This window comes from Dyella thiooxydans (assembly GCF_001641285.1).
In the GTDB taxonomy this organism is placed as follows: domain Bacteria; phylum Pseudomonadota; class Gammaproteobacteria; order Xanthomonadales; family Rhodanobacteraceae; genus Dyella_A; species Dyella_A thiooxydans.
Genome location: NZ_CP014841.1, coordinates 1,598,058 through 1,619,554, shown reverse-complemented (window position 1 = coordinate 1,619,554; position 21,497 = coordinate 1,598,058). Strand labels below are relative to the sequence as shown.

Annotated in this window: 16 protein-coding genes; 8 read left to right on the top strand and 8 right to left on the bottom strand. The window is 62.1% G+C overall.

The window, feature by feature from the left end; translation table 11 throughout:
* The first annotated feature begins 156 nt into the window (after positions 1-156).
* The 5 genes from ATSB10_RS07340 to ATSB10_RS19325 all read left to right on the top strand — a co-directional run bounded on the left by ATSB10_RS07340 (position 157) and on the right by ATSB10_RS19325 (position 8,897).
* The gene (locus ATSB10_RS07340; RefSeq protein WP_063671707.1) at positions 157-3,819 is read left to right on the top strand and encodes a methylmalonyl-CoA mutase family protein; all 3,663 of its coding nucleotides are present in this window, start codon (positions 157-159) and stop codon (positions 3,817-3,819) included.
* A gap of 9 nt (positions 3,820-3,828) precedes the next feature.
* Positions 3,829-5,073, top strand: coding sequence for an AAA family ATPase (locus ATSB10_RS07335; protein ID WP_063671705.1), 1,245 nt, complete (start codon positions 3,829-3,831; stop codon positions 5,071-5,073).
* Entirely contained in the window at positions 5,070-6,113 is a 1,044-nt protein-coding gene (locus tag ATSB10_RS07330; protein ID WP_063671703.1) for a hypothetical protein, read from the top strand. The genes ATSB10_RS07335 and ATSB10_RS07330 overlap by 4 nt, the downstream gene beginning before the upstream one ends.
* Position 6,114: 1 nt before the next feature.
* The gene (locus ATSB10_RS07325; protein WP_063671701.1) at positions 6,115-7,797 is read left to right on the top strand and encodes a DUF262 domain-containing protein; all 1,683 of its coding nucleotides are present in this window, start codon (positions 6,115-6,117) and stop codon (positions 7,795-7,797) included.
* Between the two features lie 182 nt (positions 7,798-7,979).
* Entirely contained in the window at positions 7,980-8,897 is a 918-nt protein-coding gene (locus tag ATSB10_RS19325; RefSeq protein WP_157469154.1) for a hypothetical protein, read from the top strand.
* 719 nt (positions 8,898-9,616) lie between these two features.
* On the opposite strand, the gene ATSB10_RS18930 is transcribed toward ATSB10_RS19325, so the two are convergent.
* The 4 genes from ATSB10_RS18930 to ATSB10_RS18915 all read right to left on the bottom strand — a co-directional run bounded on the left by ATSB10_RS18930 (position 9,617) and on the right by ATSB10_RS18915 (position 11,851).
* On the bottom strand, positions 9,617-9,913 hold the full coding sequence (locus tag ATSB10_RS18930) for a HigA family addiction module antitoxin (RefSeq protein ID WP_236886521.1): 297 nt from the start codon (positions 9,911-9,913) through the stop codon (positions 9,617-9,619).
* A gap of 34 nt (positions 9,914-9,947) precedes the next feature.
* A complete protein-coding gene (locus tag ATSB10_RS18925) occupies positions 9,948-10,226 on the bottom strand; it encodes a type II toxin-antitoxin system RelE/ParE family toxin (RefSeq protein WP_083966132.1) in 279 nt (92 codons plus the stop codon).
* Between the two features lie 861 nt (positions 10,227-11,087).
* Positions 11,088-11,342, bottom strand: coding sequence for a helix-turn-helix domain-containing protein (locus tag ATSB10_RS18920; RefSeq protein ID WP_083966131.1), 255 nt, complete (start codon positions 11,340-11,342; stop codon positions 11,088-11,090).
* Positions 11,343-11,488: 146 nt separating this feature from the next.
* On the bottom strand, positions 11,489-11,851 hold the full coding sequence (locus tag ATSB10_RS18915; RefSeq protein ID WP_083966130.1) for a helix-turn-helix domain-containing protein: 363 nt from the start codon (positions 11,849-11,851) through the stop codon (positions 11,489-11,491).
* Positions 11,852-12,013: 162 nt separating this feature from the next.
* Between ATSB10_RS18915 and ATSB10_RS07320 the strand changes: the two genes are divergently transcribed.
* Complete coding sequence (locus tag ATSB10_RS07320) at positions 12,014-14,434, top strand: TonB-dependent receptor plug domain-containing protein (protein ID WP_063671699.1); 2,421 nt, start codon at positions 12,014-12,016, stop codon at positions 14,432-14,434.
* A gap of 188 nt (positions 14,435-14,622) precedes the next feature.
* Positions 14,623-16,734: an Atxe2 family lasso peptide isopeptidase gene (locus ATSB10_RS07315; protein WP_157469152.1), complete on the top strand. Its 2,112-nt coding sequence runs from the start codon at positions 14,623-14,625 to the stop codon at positions 16,732-16,734.
* A gap of 10 nt (positions 16,735-16,744) precedes the next feature.
* Here the strand turns inward: ATSB10_RS07315 and ATSB10_RS07310 are convergent, their stop codons facing one another.
* From ATSB10_RS07310 to ATSB10_RS07300, 4 genes are all read right to left on the bottom strand, one after another.
* Entirely contained in the window at positions 16,745-18,481 is a 1,737-nt protein-coding gene (locus tag ATSB10_RS07310) for an asparagine synthase-related protein (RefSeq protein WP_063671697.1), read from the bottom strand.
* Positions 18,481-19,149: a lasso peptide biosynthesis B2 protein gene (locus ATSB10_RS07305; protein WP_063671695.1), complete on the bottom strand. Its 669-nt coding sequence runs from the start codon at positions 19,147-19,149 to the stop codon at positions 18,481-18,483. The genes ATSB10_RS07310 and ATSB10_RS07305 overlap by 1 nt, the downstream gene beginning before the upstream one ends.
* Before the next feature lie 56 nt (positions 19,150-19,205).
* Positions 19,206-19,343, bottom strand: coding sequence for a benenodin family lasso peptide (locus tag ATSB10_RS19320; RefSeq protein ID WP_157469150.1), 138 nt, complete (start codon positions 19,341-19,343; stop codon positions 19,206-19,208).
* Positions 19,344-19,544: 201 nt separating this feature from the next.
* Positions 19,545-20,174 (bottom strand): GntR family transcriptional regulator, encoded by a 630-nt coding sequence (locus tag ATSB10_RS07300; protein WP_063671693.1) that lies wholly within the window; start codon positions 20,172-20,174, stop codon positions 19,545-19,547.
* A gap of 407 nt (positions 20,175-20,581) precedes the next feature.
* Between ATSB10_RS07300 and ATSB10_RS07295 the strand changes: the two genes are divergently transcribed.
* On the top strand, positions 20,582-21,469 hold the full coding sequence (locus ATSB10_RS07295; protein WP_063671691.1) for an AraC family transcriptional regulator: 888 nt from the start codon (positions 20,582-20,584) through the stop codon (positions 21,467-21,469).
* The last annotated feature ends 28 nt before the right edge of the window (positions 21,470-21,497 follow it).

The window sequence follows — 21,497 nt, the reverse complement described above, 5'->3', positions numbered from 1 at the left end:
ACCAACCCCGAACCCCACCCCCGGCGAATCACGCACAGGGTGCGCTCCTACAGTTGAGGCAGGCGATTTTGCTGCAGGTGCAACACCGACTTCTCCGCGCCTTCAACCCCGATCCTCTAGAATTGCGGGGCTAAGCACACTGAGGTCGGAGTTGCCATGAGTTCCCAGCCCAAGCACGTCCCCACCGCCGGCGACACCCAGCAGGCGCGCACCCCGGGCGAGGCCTCGCCGCTGCGCTTCGTCACCGCCGCCAGCCTGTTCGACGGCCACGACGCGGCGATCAACATCATGCGCCGGATCATCCAGGCGCAGGGCGCCGAGGTGATCCACCTGGGCCACAACCGCTCGGTGGAGGACGTGGTGCGCGCCGCGCTGCAGGAAGACGCCGACGCCATCGCGCTGTCGTCCTACCAGGGCGGCCACGTCGAGTACTTCAAGTACATGGTGGACATGCTCAAGGAGCGCGGCGCGGGCCACATCCGCGTGTTCGGCGGCGGCGGCGGCACCATCACGCCGGAAGAGATCAAGGAGCTGCAGGCCTACGGCGTGGAGCGCATCTACCACCCGAACGACGGCATGAAGCTCGGCCTCACCGAGATGATCGAGGACGTGATGGCCCGCGCCGGCGCGGCCGCGGCCAAGCGTGCCGAGGAAACCCAGGGCGTGCCCGCCGTGCGAGTGGACGACGAGATCTCGATCGGCCGCATGCTCTCGGCGATCGAAGAGGGCGCGCTCAGCGACGCCGAGCTGGAGCATCAGCGCAAGCAGTGGAAGCTCGCCGGCAAGCACACCCCGGTGCTCGGCCTCACCGGCACCGGTGGCGCCGGCAAGTCCAGCGTGGTGGACGAACTGCTGCTGCGCTTCCTGCAGGCCTTCCCCGAGATGCGCATCGCCGTGCTGGCGGTGGACCCGACCCGTCGCCGCTCCGGCGGCGCGCTGCTCGGCGACCGCATCCGCATGAACTCGTTGAGGTCCCATCGCGTCTACATGCGCTCGATGGCCACCCGTCGCCAGCACGCCGCCACCAACACCGTGCTGCACGACTGCATCGACTTCCTCAAGAGCCAGCCGTACGACCTGGTGATCGTGGAGACCGCCGGCATCGGCCAGAGCGATTCGGAGATCGTCGATCTCGTCGACTTCCCGGTCTACGTGATGACCAGCGAATACGGCGCGGCCAGCCAGCTGGAGAAGATCGACATGATCGACTTCGCCGAGCTGATCGTGCTCAACAAGTACGACAAGCGCGGCGCCGAAGACGCCCTGCGCGACGTGCGCAAGCAGTGGAAGCGCAACCGCACCGCCTTCGCCATGAAGGACGAAGACGTGCCGGTCTACCCGACCATCGCCAGCCAGTTCAACGATCCGGGCGTCACCTGGATGTTCACCAACCTGTGCCGCCTGATGCGCGAAAAGCTCCACCTCGGCGCGGACTCCACGCACGCCGTAGGAGCGCACCCTGTGCGCGACCAGAGCGCTCCAGGCAGCGACGCCGCCGAGGTCGCCCACAAGGTGGGCTCCTACAAGGGCGGGTGCGATTGGCAGCCGCACCTGGACACCAGCCTGAAGGAACCGCGCGCCACCGTGCTGATCCCCGGCAACCGCGTGCGCTACCTCGCCGAGATCGCCGAGCAGGGCCGCGGCATCAACGCCTCCATCGCCAAACAGGCCGAGCAGGCCAGCAAGGCCCAGCACTGCTACGAGGCGCTGAAGGAGCTGGGCGACGACAAGCTGCCCAAGCCGCTGGACCTCTATCCCTCCACCGACCTCACCCCCGTAGGAGCGGCTTCAGCCGCGACCGGGCAGGGCGAGGGCGTGGGCGAGAGCATCGCGGCTGAAGCCGCTCCTACACAAAAGCCTGTGGTCGACCGCTCGCTCCTGCTCCTCCGCCAGCGCTACAACGCCGCCCTCGGCGAGCTGACCAAGGAATCCCTCGAACTCCTGCGCAACTGGCCCGCCCTGCGCGAGTCGGTCACCGCCGAGGTCAACGAGTACCAGGTGCGCGGCAAGACCATCCGCGTGGAGAACTACCGCGAGTCGCTCAGCCACCAGAAGATCCCCAAGGTGGCGCCGCCCAAGACCCGCGATTGGGGCGACCAGCTGCTGTTCCTCGGCAAGGAGAACCTGCCGGGCCACTACCCCTACACCGGCGGCGTGTACCCGTACCGCCGCAGCGGCGAAGATCCCACCCGCATGTTCGCCGGCGAAGGCACGCCCGAGCGCACCAACCGCCGCTTCCACTACCTCAGCCAGGGCGGCGCGGCCACGCGTCTGTCCACCGCGTTCGACTCGGTCACCCTGTACGGCGAAGACCCGGCGCCGCGTCCGGACATCTACGGCAAGATCGGCAACTCCGGCGTCAACATCGCCACGCTCGACGACATGAAGAAGCTGTACTCCGGCTTCGACCTGTCCGCGCCCACCAGCTCGGTCTCCATGACCATCAACGGCCCGGCGCCGATCATCCTGGCGATGTTCATGAACACCGCCGTCGACCAGAACGTGGAGAAGTACCTCAAGGCCGACCCCGCCCGCTGGGCCGAGGCGGAAAAGAAAATCGCCAAGCTGTTCGAAGGCCTCGAGCGCCCGCGTTACTCGGGTGAGCTGCCGGCCGGCAACGACGGCCTCGGCCTAGCCCTGCTCGGCGTCACCGGCAACCAGCTGGTGGATGCCGAGACCTACGCCAGGATCAAGGCCGAGACGCTAGCCACCGTGCGCGGCACCGTGCAGGCGGACATCCTGAAAGAAGACCAGGCGCAGAACACCTGCATCTTCTCCACCGAGTTCGCGCTGCGCATGATGGGCGACATCCAGCAGTACTTCGTCGACCACAAGGTGCGCAACTTCTACTCGGTGTCGATCTCCGGCTATCACATCGCCGAAGCCGGCGCGAACCCGATCAGCCAGCTCGCCTTCACGCTGTCGAACGGCTTCACCATCGTCGAGTACTACCTCGCGCGCGGGATGAACATCGACGACTTCGCGCCCAACCTGTCGTTCTTCTTCTCCAACGGTATGGACCCGGAGTACACCGTCATCGGCCGCGTCGCCCGCCGCATCTGGGCCCGCGCCATGCGCGAGCGCTACGGCGCCAGCCCGCGCAGCCAGATGATGAAGTACCACATCCAGACCTCCGGCCGTTCGCTGCACGCGCAGGAGATCCAGTTCAACGACATCCGCACCACGCTGCAGGCGCTGTACGCGCTGTTCGACAACTGCAACAGCCTGCACACCAACGCCTACGACGAGGCGATCACCACGCCGACCGAAGAGAGCGTGCGCCGCGCCGTGGCGATCCAGATGATCCTCAACAAGGAGCTGGGGCTCAACTTCAACGAGAACCCCTGGCAGGGCAGCTTCATCGTCGACGAGCTCACCGACCTGGTCGAAGAGGCCGTGTACAAGGAGTTCGAGGCGATCAGCGAGCGCGGCGGCGTGCTCGGCGCGATGGACACCATGTACCAGCGCGGCAAGATCCAGGAAGAGAGCCTGTACTACGAGCACAAGAAGCACGACGGCAGCCTGCCGCTGATCGGCGTCAACACTTTCCTGCCCAAGGACCACGGCGGCGAGATCGCCACCGAGATCGAGCTGATCCGCTCCACGGAAGAGGAGAAGGGGCAGCAGATTGCGAACGTGCGGGGGTTCGGGGAGGCGCGGAATGGGCTGGAGCCTCAGAGCCTGAAGCGGTTGCAGCAGACGGCTCGGGAGCGGAAGAATGTGTTTGAGCAGTTGGTTGAGGCGGTGAAGTACAACTCGTTGGGGCAGATTAGTCACGCGTTGTATGAGGTGGGTGGCGAATATCGGCGGAATATGTGAAGGAACACTATGGCCATCACCTCACTCTCGTTCGAGCGTTATCGCAAATTCAAGGACCGGCAGGACGTGCGTCTTGCGCAGGTCACCATCATTATTGGCAAGAACGGAAGCGGGAAGAGCGTCTTATCCCGGTTGCCATTACTTATTGAGAAGGCGCTTTCGCCGTCTCCCGAGGGGATACTCAGTCTTTCCGCTGGGGATATCGACCACGCCGCAACTTTTCAAGACTTGGTGCATGCCCGTGGAGCGCTGCCGTTTCTACTCGGCGCAGCAATGGACGTCGGCGAAGACGTCCTTCGCTTCGAGACGCGCATTCGGTACGTGCACGAGATTCGCTTGCTCGTGGTCGAAAGTTGCGTGCTCAGGCGAAATGACGACCGCGTTTTCGAAGCGACGCTTGCCGATACAGGTGACCCAACATACAGCTCTCCCCGGTATCGAGTGTCGGGTGTCGAGGGTGAGCCTGTCGACCTAGGCTTCAAGGGCCTGCTGCCTACGCTGAACTTGCCAGGCGAAGGTGAGGCCGTTGTGGACCTCCTCCGCGCGGCGATGCCGGCAACGTCCTATCTGGGACCGTTCCGCGTTGAAAGCGGCGCGTCGCTAAAGATGCCTAGTCAGCACATTGATAGTTTGGGCCCGCGGGGCCAGCGCGCTCTTGAGGTTCTCGCGGACGATAAGTTGCGACACGGCGGCGCGCTTAGCCGTGCGGTTGCTACCTGGTTCGCCCAAGCTATGGGGAGTGCACTCGAGATTGACGTTACAGGGGACCGTCCCCGCGTCTGGGTCTCTGACAGCGGTTCAAAAACCGAGGTTGACCTGTCCGATACAGGTGCCGGCTTCTCGCAGAGCGTTCCGGTGGTAATTCAGCACCTGGCATATCAGTGTGGACGTCTCCCTGCAGGGCTGCTAATTGTGGAGCAGCCGGAGCTGCACCTCCATCCAGCTGCGCATGGTGCGCTCGCTGACCTGTTCATCGCCTCCGCGAGGAAGGGAGCCCAGGTCCTTGTCGAGACGCATTCGGAGCAACTCATAATGCGCTTTAGGCGCCGTATTGCAGACGGGACGCTTGACGCATCGCTGGTGAACCTTGTGTCGGTGGATCATGCTGAAGGCCTCGAGGAAGCGCCGTTACCGGTGTGCGACGTCTCTTTCAACGAGCGCGGAGATCCCAGTTCTTGGCCCGCTGGCGTTTTCGAGGAATCGCTAGACGACCTTAAGGAACTCAGGGCTGCTGCTCGAGCTAGAGCCAAGTGAGGGTCTCCTTCACACCGTCGGTGCTGTCCGACGCTCGGTACTTCTCGGTTCTAGACGTGGTCGCTCTTCTCGTTGAGGAAGAGCGGCACGTTGTCGATGCCGACACTCTGCAAGCGATTGAACGCAGCGAGTGGGTCGCTCAGCGTCCGTCCGATCTCTACGAATTTCTCGAGCACGTGGCGCTGGCCGCGTCGTACACCCCGCGCGACCACCGGTCGATAGTCGAAATCGACGACGCAGCACCAATCGGTGGAGAGTACCTGGAAAGCGCCGGCGTCCGCCGGACACGGGTACGCCCTTTGGAGGCGCTACTGTTTCTTTCCACGCCTTTCCAAATTGTCGTTGAGAACGAGGAATACGACGGTGCCTTTCTATTGTGGATGAGCAGGCTACTGAGCCAGCCGCGCCTTCTCAAGGCCTACCGGCAGCAGCGGTTTGTTTTCCGACACGCGGGTGGGAAGGATTCGATCGTCAGATCGATGCGCATTTTCTCTGCCGGCATTTGGGCACGCAGCGACGGGAGGTATAGGCGTGACTTCCGGATGTGGTTGGGGGCATTTTTGGACAACGACGCCAAGCATGGCGCGGACGATCCGAACGCGGACATAGTTCGGCAGGCAGGCCAGCTGGGTATTTTCACCCACCAGCTAAGTAAGCGATCTATCGAGAGCTATCTGCCTCAGTCAGCGCTTCTCGCCCGGGATCGGTCGCGGGACTTTAAGCGGAAGGTAGAGGCACTTTTCCGTATGACGGTCGAGCAGCGCCGCCACTACCACATGAAGCGCGGCTTTCGCATAGAGAAGAGGCCGGTATCGAAGGCCGATTATTTCGCGTCCGCGGCAATAAGCTCTGAGGAGAAGGCGCTCTACGGCTCTGTTTCGGAGCAGGACTGGGTTCTTCTGGCTGAGGGGTTCGGTTCCGGACTAAGCTCTATCTTCGTCGAGGAAACTGGCCGGCCCGACCAACGAATGACCGTTGCCCACACGGATGACGCCGTCGAGCTCGGCGGGCTAATTGACGCAATTTGCGAGGCGCTGTGATATGACGCAACTTCCTGCTGCTTCTGCCCGCCCGGACATCATTGCCGTAAACGACCTGCTGGACGGGGTTGTGTCTGGCGAGTATCGAGTGCCACGCTTCCAGCGGCCTTACGTGTGGTCGCCGGAAGACATGCTTCAGCTGTTTGACAGCGTGCTGAAAGGTTATCCGATCGGTTCGCTTCTGATCTGGCAGACAGAACGGTCAGACATTGCGAGCTTGAAGGCAATCGGTCCCATTGTCCTCCCGAGTGACGGCCCATTGGTGAAGTCATACGTGGTGGACGGCCACCAGCGCTTGGCGACGCTACTCGGCGTGCTCAAGCTTCCCGAGAACCATCCATGCGAGCGCTTGGAAGACTGGCGCTGGTGGATCGCATACGATTTGAAGGCCGAGCAGTTTGTTCATCTAAAGGGCACCTGCCGGTCCGTCCCGCTTCATTTTTTGCCGCTGCGGAACATTCTGCGCACTGTCGACTTCGCACGCCGGACGCGTGATATTGCAGCCAGCTCGGCCTATTCGGAGACAGAGGCAAGCCTGCTGCTTGACAAGGCTGACGCCCTGCAGCGGGCTCTTCGCGAGTACCGTCTGCCTCTCACGATTTTGAAAAACGGCTCCATTGATGACGCTGTGACCATCTTTGCGCGAATCAATCAGCGCGGGCGGGATATGACGCCCGATCAAATGCTTTCAGCTCTCACTTACTCGGACGCTGCCGGCAACGCGTTTGACTTGGCGAGCTCTATCGACGAGTTGCTTGGCAGCTTGCGTGCGACCGGCTTCGGGGACCTTCATCGACGGATCATTCTGCAGGTGGTGCTAGCGATCGCCGGACTGGACTTCACGCGACCCTCGTACGAGCGTTTAGTGGACCGGAGTTCTGCCGCTCGAATGAGAGCTGCGGTCCAGACGGCGTCTCAGGCGCTGCTGGAAACGGCTGGTTTCCTCAACGAGCAGGTTGGCCTGCGCACTAGCAAGCTTTTGCCGTATTCGTCTATCTTTGTGTTGCTTTCGATATTCTTCGCTGAACACGGCGCGGTCCGCAGTCAGCTTTCAGCGAACCTCTTGATGAGTCTCAAGAAGTGGTTTTGGGCGACTTCCTTTAACGGCTGGTTTGCCGGTGCGAACACTACGGATCTCCGGAGGGCCGCTGACATCCTGCGGGCGGTCAGTCGAGAGGAGGCCGGCCCGGAGTTTGCTAGTGAGTTCTTGAGCCGACCTATCCGGCCATTCCCGACCGCGTTTGATCGTCGGTCTGCGCGGATTCGTGCGTCACTGTTGGTGCAGATATCAAATGTGTTGCTGGACCCAAAGACCGGTGAAGCGATAAACGGTACGGCCATATTCTCGAGCCCGGATACTGCCGATATACCGTATTTTTTTCCCAATCAAAGCAGACCGAACGTTTCAAATCCGGCAAACAGGGTCATCCTCCCCGCGGGCTACTCGCGTAACGCGCGAGGCGTGTTCGCTGCCCTGCCAGACGACGCGAATGGCGTCGAGATTCAACGCTCCCATTTGTTGTCTGCGGCGGCGATGGAGTGCCTTCGTAACGACGACTGCGATGGTTTCATCGCGGAGCGTGAGCGCGCGATCACGGACTTCGAGTCGTCTTTTCTTGCGCAGTTCGACCTACAAGTGGATAGGGACGCCGTTAGGGCAAGTGACGAGGTGGATTCGGTGTAGAGAGCTAACCGGGTCACCATTTCGCCGCCAAAACCCGGGTCAGAGTGCACTTTCTGCTATCTGACTTGTCCGCCCTGGTCGGGGAGGCGGGACAGCCACGGATGAGGCCGGCACATGGACCTGCCTTTGAGGAGAAGGGGCTCTGACCCGCTTAGTTGTGGGTCAGTTACTGCAACGGAAAGGTGCCTGGGATCAAGAAAATGCAGAGTGCTGGCGGCTTGAATAATGGTACTAACCTAGGTGGCAATGTTGGCACCTGTGCCCTGTGTGATACAAAGAATGTCGCGCTAGCGGAATCTCATTTGATACCGAAGTTTGTTTATGACTGGATTAAGAATACGTCCATAAATGGCTATCTAAGGTACAGTGATGACGTCAATAAGCGCGAGCAAGACGGGCCGAAAGAGTACCTGCTTTGCGCCGATTGTGAAGGGAGGCTCGGAACTCTCGAAAAGGAGTTGGCGTCTAGGCTATTCAAGAAGATAGCTAACTACAGACTGCAGAAATCTGAGGTTCTGATTACTAATAATGTTCGACTTGCAGTGTTGTCAATCTTCTGGCGGACAATGATTACCGCTAAGCACAGGCAAGACGATCGCACTGATGAAGATAATCGCCTGCTAGATGAGGTTATCGGTGCGTGGAAGGCCCAGATTCGAGATGGCGTTTGCAAAGAGCGAATTTACTTTGCGCCATTTTACGGTGAACCTCCTTATTTTGACATTGACGTAGCTTTCAATTACTTTCTTGAGCGCGGTGTTGGTTGCCAGGACGTGCGCTTTGGCGATGATCCGCATGGATTCTTTGCCGTATTCAAGTTGCCTTTTATGTTCTTCTATATGGTGAGCGACAGCTGGACTAGAGTGAACGCTGAGAAGTCGACTGAGCTAGCAGAGGGTGCGTTGTCGGTGGACGGAATAACAGGAATACCTGATATTCTCCGACGCTACATTAACCAGCTGCATAGTGACTTTGAGCGGCTGAAGCTCTCGCTCAATCGAGCGTCTAGAGAAAATATCGCGCGTGATTTCGAGAAAGCAAAGTCTGTCACGGGTGCCCATAAGTCTATTGCTCGCTCTAAACCGAAACCGGGCGAATAGACCCGGGGCGGATAACGGGTCAGGCTCTTACGCAAAACCCGGGTCACCATTTCGCCGCCGGGGTCAATAGGCACATAGCTCTCCCAGCAAAACGGGGTCAGAGTGAGCCAGTTCCGCTTTCTCTAAAACCCCGGTCAGAGTGCACTTTCTGCTAGCTGACCTGCCCGCGCTGGTCCAATAAAAGGGGACGTGGCTAATTAAATCCGGCCGTCACTGGCAGGGTATTCGCCTGGCTCTACCAGCCACGTCCCCCTTAGAGACCCATGGGGTCGGAGCCTTTTCCTGAAACGGGGTGGCGCGACATCCGGCAGACGCGCCTCGGTTCGGCACGGCACCCTGGAGCGATCGCAGGCCGATGGTAGTAGGGGCTGCTTGGCTGCGCCGATATCCAAAGGCTTACAGCAACATAACAGCGTCAGGTTCACTTACCTAGAAAGCGGGACTGGCTCAGCCTGACCCCGTAGGATCTACGTCTAGGAGATGTTCGATGCGGTTTTCTTTCCGGCTGACCCACCCCCAGATATCCGGGCCAATCTAAAGTAGAGACTTCGTCCCGCGTGGGCCCCGTATCACACGAGGAGTCAGGCGATGAAGAAGTCCCGTTTCACCGAAGAGCAGATTGCCTACGCGCTCCCCCGCTTCCTCAGTTTTGGGAAGGACCGATTCAGTGAGCCGCAAGAAGAGATGGGGGCCTAGATTGGCCCCAAAATTGATTCGAACTAACCGACGTGTCGTTGCTCGATCGGGCGGACATCATGCTCAACAATTTCGCCAAACTCAATTTCCGCTTTACGTAGATCGAATTTTGCCTGCAAGTTCATCCACACGTCGGGGCCGGTTGCGAACAGTCGGCCGAGACGTAGGGCTGTATCCGCCGTGATTGCTCGCTTCTCGTTAACAATCGCGTGAATTCGAGTCGCCGGAACACGAAGAGCCTGTGCCAAGGCGTTTGGCGACATGTCATAGCCGGGGAGAAAATCTTCCCTGAGAATCTCCCCTGGATGAATGGCACGCATGCCATTTTTAACCATTACGGTACCCTCAATGGGTTTAATGGTAGTCGGTTATCTCCACATCATGCGGCCCGTCATTCTCCCAACGGAAGCAGATGCGATACTGATCATTGATCCTGATGCTGTACTGACCAGTCCGATTTCCCATTAATTTTTCTAGTCGATTTCCAGGTGGATACCTAAGCGCTTCGAGCGTAACAACGGAGTCAAGGTAGGTAAGCTTGCGCTCGGCTGTGGTCCTGCATAGCTCGAGTTCCTTAGGACACTGCCCGGAATAGAGCTCCTTAGCCAGGGGGCCTGATACAGAGTGGATCATCGGGATGAATCTCCCACGGTCGTTGTTTTGGGTACGCGAAAATCGCGGACATGTGTTCTCTCCTATCCTCTGTGTGTGGGTTCATTAACGACTTGGTGCCTAGCTTTGCGAGGCTTTAGAGGCCTTGCCCAGCGCATCAACTCTTCATCGCGATTGCTGATAAATCAGCTGAGGGTGTTCTAAGTTGTCCTGCGCCTTGGTCAGTGCAACTACATGCCCTGAGGGGCCGCACGCTTCGGTCGCCGGGTGCAGCGGTAACGCACTGCACGACATCAAGGTATTACGCGATGCGTAATACGTCAAGCGGTTTACGTGCCGCGGTCAGCTTTCCGCTGGTATAGCCTCCGTGCAGATCAGTGGCTTCGCCTCCCCCGGCGCCGCGTTGATTGTTTGGGCGGTGATCGGTGGTTCTGGGCGGGGCGGTACCGCCGGCGACCGTACTGTTCAGCTTCTACTGGTTGCGCAGCCTCATTGGCGTGATTACCTGTCGCGCTGAGACCGCACCTAAAGCGGAGGGTGTCGGACGGGCAGTTGGCGGGTCACTCACGCCCAAAAGTGGCTTGCACTTACAGCATCAGGATGTGAGCTGAGGCAATCTGGAAATGCCTCGACGTCCGGCCCAAACCGACCAAGCTGTCAGGCGTAAGCCAGCCGGCACGGAAAGTCAGGCGGAACCGACGTCGGGGCACCACTTTTTTGGATAGCTCTCGCCCCCTTGAGCTATGACACGCGCCCCCAGGGGCGCTTTTTTTTGCTCGCGTTGGGGTCCGACGGGCGAAGTGGTCTCCACAGCTGAGCCCCGGACGGGCTCGTGCACCCCCGCATGGAGCAAAGGGGGGGGGATGGGAGCTGGTAAACCCCTTAGCGCTTTTCCTGGGCTGGTACTCGAAGCAGCTCGCTGACATCAACACCAAGAACCTCAGCCAGCCGTTCCAAGCCATCTATCGAGATATTGGTCACACAGCGCTCCAGCTGAGACACGTATGTGCGATGAAACTCAGCGAGTTCGGCCAATTGCTCTTGGCTCAGCCCCTTGGACTTGCGCAGGTGGCGGATATTTGCGGCCACCCGATTGCGAGCGTTAGGCAGAGATGGCGGGGAGGGCTTGGACGGCATACGTCCAGCCTGAACATCTACCGTCTACAGTTCTACAGAATATAACTCTACTTTAAATAGCCATGTTCCTTGCTTGGGTGTGGCGGCCTCGAGCGCAGCCAAGCATTACATCTCGCGATTTTGTAACTGCGGGGGTAGGGCATGTCTCAGGTGCGCTGAACACGCCTACTTTTCCCGCGCTTCGAACCCTGCATCTGTTCGCTATCTGTGGCGCTTGGCAGCCCTGCAAGATCTGCCGGTATGTCGTCCGTTAGCGGCTTGGGTGGCTGCATCAAGGTCAGCGCATCCACACCTAAGACCTTCGCCAGTCCCTCAAGACGCTCAACAGAAATGTTGGTCGTCCGCCGCTCGATCTGTGACACGTAGGTGGGGTGGCACGGCACGAGTTCACTTAAGCCGGCTTGAGTCAGGCCCATTGCTTTGCGCCGTCGGCGAACGTTGACCGCAATGCGGCCCAGAGGGCTCGACATGGGCGCGGGCTCGCGCTTCGGCGTGGACTTGGAGGGCATGCGCCCAGCCTGTCCGTCTACCGTGTTGAATTCTACAGATTATTACTCTACTTTGTATAACTCTACTTGTCTGGCGGCACCGACGCCGCCGGTGGGGGAGACATGACCGCAATTGGAGCGGTGACAAAACGGACCACGCCTAGGGGAGGCAAAGGACGCATCATGACGACACGTACGCTACGTAACGCCATTTCCATCGCCTTGCTGGTGGCCGCCACCGGCACCAGCGAACGGGCTGTGGCCCAGGACGCCACCGCAGATACGGCCGGGCAGGGCAGGGCGACAACCACCCACGCCAGCGCCGGCCAACGCTCGAAGAACGAGAAGGCAGCGCCCGCGCAGCCAGGCACCACCAACCTGCAGACCATCACGGTAACCGGCACCCGCATCCGCGGCGGCACCACGCCCTCGCCGGTGATCACCATCGGCAGCGAGCAGATACAGCAGGAAGGCTTCACCGATCTGGGCGAGGTGATCCGCAGCGTGCCGCAGAACTTCGGGGGCGGGCAGAATCCCGGGGTGGCCGTGGGTGCGACTGCCGGAGCCGGGGGCATCGCCAACCAGAACGTGACCGGTGGCTCGTCGTTGAACCTGCGCGGGCTGGGGCCGGACGCGACGCTCACGCTGCTCAATGGCCGGCGGCTCGCCTACGGCGGCATTGTGCAGGCGGTCGATATCAGCGCCATACCGGTGGAGGCGGTGGAGCGGATCGAGATCGTCCCCGATGGGGCGTCGGCCATCTACGGCTCGGATGCCGTGGGTGGCGTGGGCAATGTGATCCTCAAGCGGGACTACCAGGGCGTTACCGTGGGGGCGCGCTACGGCGGGGCGGCTGATGGCGGGCTGGCGACGCGCGAGTACAACGTCACGGCGGGCGGGCAGTGGTCCACCGGCGGGCTGATTGCGACCTACAAGGATGCCTCGACCGATCCGATCTACGCCCGCCAGCGTGCCTACACGCGCAGCATGTTCGACCCCACCACGCTCTATCCGGGCAGCGAGTTGCGGAGCGGGCTGGTGAGCCTGCATCAATCGCTCACCGACGCCGCCGAGCTGCACGTGGATGCGCTGAGAACCCGCCGGACGCAGGACGTTTACCCATACAACACCGGCCTGCGGCCGTTCTATTACCGGGTAACGCCCACTACCACCACCTCGCTGGTGTCGCCGGGGCTGGATGTGTTTCTGCCGGGAGACTGGACGCTCTCCGTGGCGGGGAGCTGGGGCAGGGACAGGCATATCCAGCGTCAGTCCCGGGTGGATCTTGCAACGGGTGCGTCGGCCATCCTCATCCACGACTGCGACTGCAACACCGCCCGCTCGTATGAGCTGAGTGCCGAGGGGCCGCTGTTCACCTTGTCCGGTGGCGAGGCGCGTCTGGCGGTGGGCGCCGGACGCAGGAAGAACACCTTCGAGCAACACAGCTACCTCAGCGGCGCGACGGTCATCCACGGCGAGCAGAGTAGCCGCTTTGCCTATGCTGAGATGAATCTGCCGCTGGTGGGGGCGGACTCGGGCGTGTCGGGCATCCGCCGGTTGGACCTGACGGCCGCCGTGCGCAACGAGCATTACGACAGCTTCGGTGGTGTTACCACGCCCCAGCTGGGTGTGATCTTTGGCCCCAACGACGACGTGACCCTCAAGGCGTCCTGGGGCCGCTCGTTCAAGGCGCCGACGCTGGTGCAACTGCACCAGGCGCAGATCGCGCTGCTGGATGTGGCCAGCTTCTATGGCGGGGCGGCCTACGCGCCGGATGCGACGGTGCTCTCGCTGCAGGGTGGCAACCCGGATCTCGGTCCGGAGCGCGCCACCACCTGGACGGTGTCGTCGGCTTTCCACCCCGAAGCACTCCCCGGGCTGGAGTCGGAAATCACCTGGTTCGACATCGACTACACCGACCGCGTGGTGCAGCCCATCACGGACTACGGTCGCGCGCTGGTGAACCCCAACGATGCCCAGTTCGTCTCGCTGATGCCGTCGGCGCAGGCGCAGGCCGACCTGCTGGCATCGACCAGCGCGTTCTACAACTTCGCAGGCGTGCCCTACGACCCCAGCCATGTGGTGGCGATCCTGTACGCGCGGTACGTCAACGTCGCCCGCCAGCATGTGAAGGGCCTCGATCTGTCGTCGTCTTACCGGGTGTTTGTGGGGGCAGGGCACCTGACCCTGCGTGGCTCGGCGACGTGGCTGGACAGCTCCCAGCAGAACACCCCCACGCAGGACAGCTACGCGGTGGCCGGTGTGCTGTTCAACCCGGCCAAGGTACGCGGGCGATTGGGTGCGGTGTGGAGCCGTGGCGGGTGGAGCACCTCGGCGTTTGCCAACTACACCAGCGGCGTCACCGATCGCGCGAACGGGCGCAAGACGTCGTCGTTCACCACGTTCGACGCGACCATGCGCTACGCCTTCGGCGAAAGCTCGGGAGCCCTTTCCGGCGTGGAGCTTGCGCTGTCCGCACAGAACCTGCTCAACCGGGCGCCGCCTCTCTATGTAGCCACGTCGCCGGATCGACCGCCCTACGACTCCACCAACTACTCGGCGATCGGGCGCTACGTGAGCCTGTCGGTATCGAAGCACTGGTGAAGCGGAAGCGGGTGGCGCCGTGCCCGATGCGCGGCGCCACCCATCATTCAACACGGCAGCACATGAGCGGCGGGGGCGGATGTCGGGCGGGTGTGCGCGTTCGCCTGCTCCGGACCGGGTGAGCTTTGGACGCGAGCCCGCATTGCTGGGCGGCCAGGTGCTGCAGGAAACGGGAAGGGGTAGGCGTTGTGTTCGGAAACATGACTTCAAGAAGGGTGTGCTTCGCGGTCGCGGCGGTGGGCCTCGGCCTGGCGGTGCATGCGGGCGGCGCGGTGTCCTCGCCGGGCATCGCATCCGTCTCCATCCGGCAACTGGTGGAGGTGGTCGACATCGGCAGCGTGTCGGCGTCGCCGGATGGTCGGTGGGTGGCGTTTCGTACCGAACGGGCGTCGGTGGAGCGCAATACGTATGACACGGCCTGGTACGTGCAGCCTGTCGATGGCTCTGGCCCGCCGAGGCGGCTGGGGGAGGGCGGCGCACCGTTGCGGACTACCGGCGGACTGTCCGCGCGGGCGCCGGTGCTCTGGTCGCCGGATGGGCGCTGGATCTTCTATCGCGCGGTGTTCGCCGGCCGGGTGGAGGTGTGGCGTGCGGCGGTGGATGGATCCCGCACCGAGCCAGTGGTGCAGGACCCGGCCAATGTCCGCCAATTTTCGTTGAGTGCCGATGGATCGGCCCTGACCTACAGCGTCGGCGCCACCCGCGAGGCGGTGAGAGACGCGGAGCGGGCGGAATACGACCGCGGCGTGCACATCGACCGAACCGTGCCGCTCGGCGACGACCTTTACCGCTCGGGCTTCCACGAGGGCCGCCTCGCCACGCAGCGTCTGGTGGATAACGAGCTGGAGCGGTTTCCCCTGCTTCACCAGGAGCCGGATCACTGGAAGGCGGTGGATCTGGCGACGGGCGTTATCCACGCACTGGCGGCCGATGCGCTGCCGGCAAAGTCCGCGGTGACGGCTGGATTTCCGAAACGATTCGGCAAGATCGTCGCGGTGGCAGAAGACCATGGCAGCGGCCACTTCGCCCTTCTTGTTCGCCCGGGCCACGAAGGCCGCGAGGCGGAGCGCTCGTCACCCGAGCTGGCGATGCTGCACACGAAGGCCTCCCGCAGATTGACGAGATGCACAGCAGCCCCCTGCGTCGGCAAGCCGATCACCAACATCGTCTGGCGGCCGGGAGGTGCAGAGGTCGTCTTCACCGTGACGGCGCCGGACAACCGCCAGTCGATCTTCCGCTGGAAGGTGGCGAGCGGAGCGGTGGTGCCCGTGGTGGCATCCAGCGGGCAGGTGGGCGGTGGCGGACGCTGGGAGCCGGGTTCGTGTGGCGTGTCACCCGACGCGCTTGTCTGCGTCACGGCGAGGGCGGATCGACCGCCTCGACTGGAGCGGATCGAGCTGGATTCGGGAAAGCGCGATGTGCTGTTCGACCCGAACGAGGCCTTGGCGCACAACATGGCGCAGTCGGTGCCGGTGCGGGAAATCCATTGGGTGGACGCCCAGGGCACGCGGTTCTCCGGACAGTTCTACCCGGCGAAGCCGCAAGGCCACAAGCCACCTCCGTTGTTCATCGCCTACTACCGATGCTCGGGCTTCCTGCGTGGCGGGGTAGGGGACGAGTGGCCGCTCGCCCCGCTGGCGCTGCACGGCATATCGGCGCTTTGCATCAATGCGCCGCCGACGCCGTCCGACGCCGTGAAGCGCTACCGACAGGGACAGTCCGCGGTGGAGAGTGCGGTGGCTTATCTCGGCTCGCGCGGCGACATAGATCCGGATCGGGTAGGGATGGGCGGCCTCAGCTTCGGTGCGGAAGTGGCCATGTGGAACGCCATGTATTCGCGCGTTCCCCGTGCGATATCGGTGAGCACGCCGGTGGTCTCCCCGATGGCGCGGACCCTGTTCGGACTCTGGGGTGACGTGTACGCCTCCCGGTTGAAGCGGTTCTGGCAGCTCGGCTCCCCCAAGGAGACACCGGAGCGCTGGCGACTGCTCTCGCCGTACTACGACGTGGGGCGCATCAAGGTGCCCGTGTTGATGCAAATGTCCGAGCAGGAATACCGATCCGGGCTCGACTACATGGTGCCCTTGATCCGCGAGCACCGGGCCGACGTCTACGTGTTCCCGAACGAACCGCACCAGAAGTTCCAGCCACGGCACAAGCTGGCGGTTTATCAGCGCAATCTGGACTGGTTCCGCTTCTGGCTGCTGGGCATGAAGGACGCAGATCCCGCCAAAAGCGAGCAGTACGCACGATGGGAAAAGATGCGGCAGAGCTTGCCCGGCGCGCTTGCGGGATGGTGAGTTCCGGTGCCTATTGTTGCTGGCGAAGCCAGTTTTCCATGGCGCAGAACTGAAAGATGCGCATGAAGGATCCGTCGCCCCGGGGCAGCTCGCCTTGCGTGAACTGAACTAGCGCGTCAACGTCCAGAAGTCCGTGGGCATGGAGCTCGCCGTCGAGGAGAAAGTCGCGCATGCCGCTTCTGTTCCTGCGATAGAGCGCACCAAGAAAGCCGGTGAAAGTCCCTTTGCTCTTTCTTGTGTAGACGTTCTGAGGTAGCTCATCCGCAAAGGCCTGGCGGGCGATGGCCCGGTTCTGTGCTCCAGAAAACCACATCCAGCTTGGTGCTCTCAGGCACGCCTCGATGACCGGCTGGGCGAGCAGTGGCATGCGGACGGGGCGATTGAGCGTGCGAGGGCAACTGTCGCGGAACAGTTGCGTTGCGCCCAGCTCGAAGATGCGCTGTCGGTCACCGGACAGGGAGCCCTTCGGCGATGTCAGCCATGGATGGCGCTCAGGCTCAGGCAGAGCGACGGACTGTGGCACTAACGAGGTGTCAGCCTTGTACGGCAGGGTGCTGGACGGCATGAGCTTTTTCAGGGCGAGTCGACCGGCCTTCCAGTAGGTGCACTGATGAAAAGTCGAAAGGTCATGCAGTGTGCGAAACCCCTGGGAGACGCCGGCGGAACGAAAGGCGTCGGCCGCAGGCGAGGCATCCGTGAGATAGCAGAGCACCGTGTCACCGCCTGCACCGGAAAAGTAGCTGTTTGCACCGACCCGTGCGGCCGTGGCTTCCATCAGCTTGTCGGAGACATGCTGGAGTGCTCCGACTGCAGGATTGACGGCCGTTGGTGGGAGAGGGAATTCCAGCAAGGCATCGCCGAAAGCGACTTCGGTCGTGATGAGCTCGATACCGAGCATGGTCGCGATCGGGTTCGCATACTCGCGTTCGTCTGCGCCAGGCACGGGAGCCGTCAATGTTGCGCACTTCACTTCGGCGGCGGCTTGCTTGAGGCAAACCGCGATGATGGATGAATCCAGCCCGCCCGATAGCTCCAGCAGCAGGGTTCCATCCTGAGAGGCCAGGGTGCTTACTACGGACTCGATGGTGTTCCTGACCGCGGTGGCAGCCTCGCCCGGGTCCTCGTAGGCGTTGGCTGCGCCGACGAAGCCCCAGGGGCTCCACGCCTGATCGACACGGACCCGGCCTTCACAGATTTGGACGCTACATCCCGGAAGTAGCTCGGTGATTCCGGAGAGGCCGGTCCGACTCGCTTTCAGGCTTGGATAGACCAGCCGAAGGGCCAGGGTGTCGAAGTCGACATGCTTGCGATAGATGCCGAGTCGCAATGCGAGCGAAATATCCGAAGTGAGAAAGCTTGCGCCATCGGTCGTAGAGTAGAGGCACGGAAGTTCGCAGGCATGGGACGGGCTGCGCATGACGCTGAAGCTGGATGGGTTGTGTCTGTCTGGCGATATGACGATGTATTCCCCCCAGAAGTCGTTGAGGATGCGCCGCCGGGGAGCTGCATCGGTTCCGTCGCAGTCCAGCTGGTTGGCATCCAGGACAGGGTGGCCATCGTGCGAATAGAGATCCCCAACGATGATCGCCCCGCGTGGGAGTTGGAGCGCTCGTGTCCCTTCAGAGGCGAACAGGGCGAGCGCGTTTGATTGAACCAGAACGCGCAGGCCCTCTTCGTGTTGTGCCCGTTGCAGTACTTCTGGGTCCAGGCCGTGCGGGTCGTGCAGCAGGAGATAGGACGGGCGCATCAGATCACCCGGATCACCGAGTAGGCCCGGATGTGCCCAATCGTGTCACTCAGCACGGCGTCATCGAACTGCGCCCAGCAATGTGCCGAGAAGGGATCGCCGGTAACGCCAAAGACAATGTTGGCGTGCAGGTGCCTTCTGGCGAGAAAGCGGGCGATCGAAAGCGAGTCGAGCAGACAGCAGGTTTCGATGGGTACGAACTTGCGCGCGTTGAGGAAGTTCGATGTCTCGCTCAGGACATGCTTCCGTTTTTGATCGTGCGCCTGTGTGGCTCTCCGGAGTCGACGATCGATGAGATGGTCGAGGATGGCCTTCAACGGGCGCGTCTTCAGCTGGATCTGCGTCCAGCAGACGGTGGCCAATACTTCGGCTGCGACCCCGGGATGGAAGGCTTCACGTGCGGGTGTGGACTCCAGTGCGCTACAAGACGCGGTCGGAACGGCGACGCTTTGGAGACAGTTGCGCGGAAGCGTCCAGGTGAGGATGTCGCGCTCGATCAGCGGAGCCAGCTCCTGCCGTGAATGAGCGGTGTTGTCGATGTGGCCAAGGAACAGTCGCTCGAGTTCGCCGGACAGGCGGAAATACCTGTCTTTTCGAATGTCGAGAAAGATCGGGTGGCCATCGACCAGGCAGAAGGAAAGGTCGTCGCGAAGCCTGAGCATGTCCATCGCAGTGGGCTCCGGATGGAGAGCGAGACGCACCTCGCGGTGCGCCTCGCATGGGGTCACTGGGAGATGCCTGCTTCGGTCAGCCGACCGAACATTTCATCGACCGGCTCGCCGATGCCCTGCGTCTCGACACTGGCGACGCCGAGCTCGATGACATCGTCCTGCTGCTCGCGGATGTTCTCGTTCGTGTTCATCTCAGTCTCCTACGGTTGTGTCATGGCGCGTCCATGACGCGGGCAGGGTAGGAGCCGAAAATTTTGATTTTCAAATGATTGTTGCGCTGTTAATCCGTGATTTTTTGCCGGCCGTGATCTGCGTCATGGGCCATGGATTGACACGGAGTGATGCGCACGCCACGTCGATACCCCGCCATCGAGTGGGCAAGGGTGGCAGAGTCAGTGGTGCCCGTCGGTGCGGTCGTTCAGTGCCGCCACGATGTGCGGCACGGCCTGCTTGCGGCGCTCGTGGTATTGCCGCAGTGAGGCGCGCAACGCGGGAATGTCACGACGTTGCCAGTGATCGAGCAGTGCGACGAGCTCTTCGTAGGTGTGCTTCACCAGCCCCAGGTTGGCCCGCCGTACCGGGGTGAGGCGGTCGTTGGCCTGCATCACGGCGTGGCGCAGCGCGCCGTGGCCGGAAGCTTCGGCGATGGCGTCGAACAGCTGCCAGGTGATGTCCACCAGGTCGTCGTCGGTGGAGCTCAATTGCAGTTGGGCGGTGGCTTCATCCGGCGGAGCGATGCCGATGTCGCAGGCCATCAGCAGCATGCGCTCCATCCAGTCGTACAGGTCGCGCAGGGCCAGCTCGGTAAGCAGCGGCACATGCAGGCCGTTGCGCGCGTGGTCGGCCACCAGGCCTTCGCCCACCAGTCGGTAAAGGGCAAAACGCACGGGCGTGGGGCTGGTATGAAACTCTTCGGCCAGCCTGCCGGGATCGATGCGCTGGCCGGGGGCATAGCGCCCCGATTGCAACGCGCGCTTCACCTGCCGGTAGACGAACGCGCTCTTGGAGTGGGCTGCATTCATGGCTCGACTCCCTGTCAGCGGACAAATGCTCCATCGCAAGATCTTACAGATATTTGACAGCGTGCGATTTCATCAAGCAGATCGCCAGGGATGTCGCGCCGCGGGAGCATGGCCATTCATCGATCGAGGCTTGTGCACACATGCGCCGTAGCGATGGCGATGCGCCATGATCGGTCGACCGACGACAGTGCGGGGACAGGCCAGGGCATCGATGCCAGTAGCTCGAACCCGCTTTCTCTGCGCTTTGCCATGCTGCATTCCTTCCATGGGTGTACATCGAGTCGATGAGGGCGGGTGGCGTCCGGCCAAGGCTTGCCGATTCTTGGTGACCCCGCCAGACCCGCAAGATCGGTCGAGCAGCGGGTGACCTCGGTCGGCAGGATGGTTGCACCACGGAGAAACGGGCGATGACGGCAACGGTTAGCAACTATCACGCGCGGATGCAGCGCGTGCTGGACTATATCGATCGGCACCTTGACGATGATCTGGATCTGGAAGCGGTCAGCCGTGTCGCCGCCTTCTCGAAGTTTCATTTCCATCGACAGTTTGTGGCGACCTTCGGGTTGTCCCTGCATCGCTATGTCCAACTGGCCCGCATGAAACGTGCATCGCGCCGGCTGGCTTGGAACGACGCCGAAAGCGTCACCGACATTGCGATGGATGCAGGCTACGAGGCGCCCGATGCCTTCGCCCGTGCTTTTCGCCAGCGGTTCGGGCAGTCGCCGTCGTCGTTCCGGAGGTCGCCCGACTGGGCGCCGTGGATAGCCGCCTTAGGGCCTCTGGACAACGCAAGGAACAAGCTCATGCAGATTATCTTTACCCGCGACGACGTGACGATCCGTGACGTGCCCCCGATGCCGGTGGCGATGATCGAGCATCGAGGCGATCGGGCAACGCTCGGCACGACGATCGAGCGATTCAAGACCTGGTGCAAGGCCAGGGGCCTGTCGCCCGAAACCGGGCGACCCAGCTTGATGGTGTTTCGATCCGAGCGGTGTCCCGCCAACCCGGCCGACTACAGCATGGATCTGTGTGTGGGGACTGATCAGCCGGTCGAGACGAACGACCAGGGGATGAGGGCCGGCGTGATCCCTGGCGGACGCTGTGCGGTGCTGCGCTATCCCGGCAATACCAACGATCTCGAGCCCGCCGCGCTCTTCCTCTACCGCGACTGGCTTCCGGACAGCGGTGAGGAGATGCGCGACTTCCCGATCTATTGCCAGCGGCGGCTCTCCCTCGCGCCGGATGCGTCGACGCCTGAGGTCTTCCTGGAGTTGTTCCTGCCGCTGATATAGCACGTCGCGGTGTCAGAACAGGGGGCAG